Below are 2,455 nucleotides of genomic sequence, written 5' to 3'. Positions count from 1 at the left end.
GAGGATTTTGATTTATGCGTGGAGCCGTATTTGTCTAATCGCGAGAATAAATTGCTTTATTTTGGGGACTTGGATTACGAGGGGATTTTGATATATGAGAAGCTTTCGGAAATATTTGAGGATGAGTATAAGATTGAGCCTTTTGTAGAGGGGTATAAAAAAATGATTCAAAAATATAAAAATCTAGGTATAAATCTTCCTGTTTCGAGCCAAAATCAAAATAAGAATATAGATAGTAAATTCATGAGCTATTTTGATGAATATTATAAAAATGAGATAGAGGATATTTTAAAATCGGGATTGTATATACCTCAGGAGATATTAAATGTAGGAGATTTTTAGGAGGAAGTATGTTTTTAAAGGATTTTGAGAAGCGTATGAAAAAGGTAGGGGTGTATGCCCTCATCGTAAGAAATACTATATCCAAGCAGAGATGGAAAAATTTCCATTTTGAAGAGGATTATGAGGCTATAAATTTTGTTTTTGCGGTGTTGTTGTTTATAATGGAGGAGTCTTTGAAGGACGAAATATGTACGATTGACGATATCGCTGCATTTATAGATGATGTGAACAATAGGAGCTTTAAGAAGCCACTTACTTACGATGAATGTGTAAAGCTCGCGGATTTTGTTGTAAATACGGTGCTCTGTGATGAGGGGAAGACTATGTATTTTCAGGGGTTTGATTTCGCGGAAAATGAGTACAAGGATATACATATAAGCTTTTTAGAAAATAAAATTGTATATGTAGACAATACAATTAGAAGAGTTTCGTATCGATTGAGTAACGATGGGTACAACCTTATGCTTTCGACCTTGGAGATAGAAAATAATTTGAGTATAACTATACAGGAGATTATTTTTAAGGAGCATTTGAAAAAGGCGGAGTACAAAAAGGCAGTTGACGATATAAAAAATATGTTCAATCTAATCAGGATACAAATCCAAAAGATGAACGATGCTGTTAGGAGAATTAGACAAAATGTGCTAAATTACTCTGTTGAGGAGTACAAGGTTTTGTTAAATGAAAATATAGAATCCTTAGATAGTATAAGGATTAAGCTATTTCACCATAGAAATTCGGTTGAAAAAAATATAGCTGATTTAACTGAAAAAAATATAAACGTAAAGAAACTAGATCAAAAGGAGAAGGAAAATTTAAAAAATTTAAACGAGATACAAAGATACATAAATTCATCTCTAGATGAGCAGCAAAAATTACTTGGAGCTCATTTTGATTTCAAATCAGTCTATTCAAAGCAACTAGAGGAGATGACGACTATGTCTATCATAAAGAGGTATAATATACAGACTGATTTATACGACAAAGTTTTAGATGACTCGAGTAAACTAGACAATTTAGACAATGTGCTTAGACCTCTTTTTATATCAAAGCCTGATAAAATCTACAATATAAATAAATGTTTGCAGTACCAAAGAGCTATAAAAAAGGAAGATATAGAGTCAGATGAGGAGATAGAATTTGACGAAGAGGAGTATTCGAGAGAAAAAGAGCTTCAAAGGAGAGAAAAGCTTAAAAAATACGAAATTTGTATAAAGACTATATTGGAGTTTTTTAAGGAAAACAAAAAAATTTCGTTATATGAGATAAGCTCAGTTGCAAACGAAGACGAAAATCTAAAACGAAGCTTAATTCCAAATATAGAGATTTTTAGAGAGGTGGTAATCAACTTTTTATCATCTAGAGAAATCGATATAAATGTGCTTAAGGAAGAAAAAAACAAGTCTATATACGATAGTGAGGATTATGAATTTAATTTGAGCGAGATGTTATTGAATATCGTTGAAAATGACATTGATTTAAGCTTTATCGAAAATATTAAAATATATAAAAATGAAGAAAATAAAAAGGTCAAATTTTACGAAGTAGAAACCGACGATAAATTTATAAAGGTTTTAAATTGTTCAGATATAGTATTTGAATGCGATTAATAGGAGAAAAATATGTATAATATAGATGATATAAAATTGGCGAATAATATTTTTTATTATTTAGTCAGTAATAAGGAGATAAATGAAGAGGATTCACCAGAGTATTTTAGAGATTACTGCGAGAGTCAGGAGATAATGAACCTCGTGAAAAGCCAAGGTGAAGCTTTTAATGTGAAGGTAGAAAAATACGGCACGACTATATATTTGATTCCAAATGAGGACAATAATTTTCTGGGATTTTCAAAGAACGAGCTAAAAAAGGAGCTCTGCAAATCTAATGCTACTGATAAGGATTACTACCTATCTCAATTTGTAATACTTACTTTATTAGTTGAGTTTTACAGCTCACAGGGAAGAGATTCTAAGTCTAGGGATTCTCTAAGAGGTGGCGAATTTTTAAATATAATAAGCGATAGGCTAAAGGAAGCTGTTGAGAGAGAGGATTTAGAAAAAATACAAGCTGACAGTGGTATAGCGTACGAAAATATATACGAAAAATGGGA

2 protein-coding genes and 1 pseudogene are annotated in these 2,455 nt (G+C 31.1%); all 3 read left to right on the top strand.

Annotation, left to right across the window (positions count from 1 at the left end):
• Positions 1 to 342: pseudogene (locus tag SPD90_RS04885) on the top strand (hypothetical protein); the annotation flags it as partial.
• An 8-nt stretch (positions 343 to 350) separates the two neighbouring features.
• Positions 351 to 1,952: a hypothetical protein gene (locus SPD90_RS04880; RefSeq protein ID WP_320924485.1), complete on the top strand. Its 1,602-nt coding sequence runs from the start codon at positions 351 to 353 to the stop codon at positions 1,950 to 1,952.
• Positions 1,953 to 1,964: 12 nt separating this feature from the next.
• Positions 1,965 to 2,455: DUF6063 family protein (locus tag SPD90_RS04875; protein WP_320924484.1), on the top strand; the 491-nt coding region annotated here is incomplete at its 3' end.

This window comes from Intestinibacter sp., from assembly GCF_034113885.1.
In the GTDB taxonomy this organism is placed as follows: domain Bacteria; phylum Bacillota; class Clostridia; order Peptostreptococcales; family Peptostreptococcaceae; genus Intestinibacter.
Note: the sequence above shows the minus strand (reverse complement) of the source record. Positions and strands in the feature narration are given on the sequence as shown.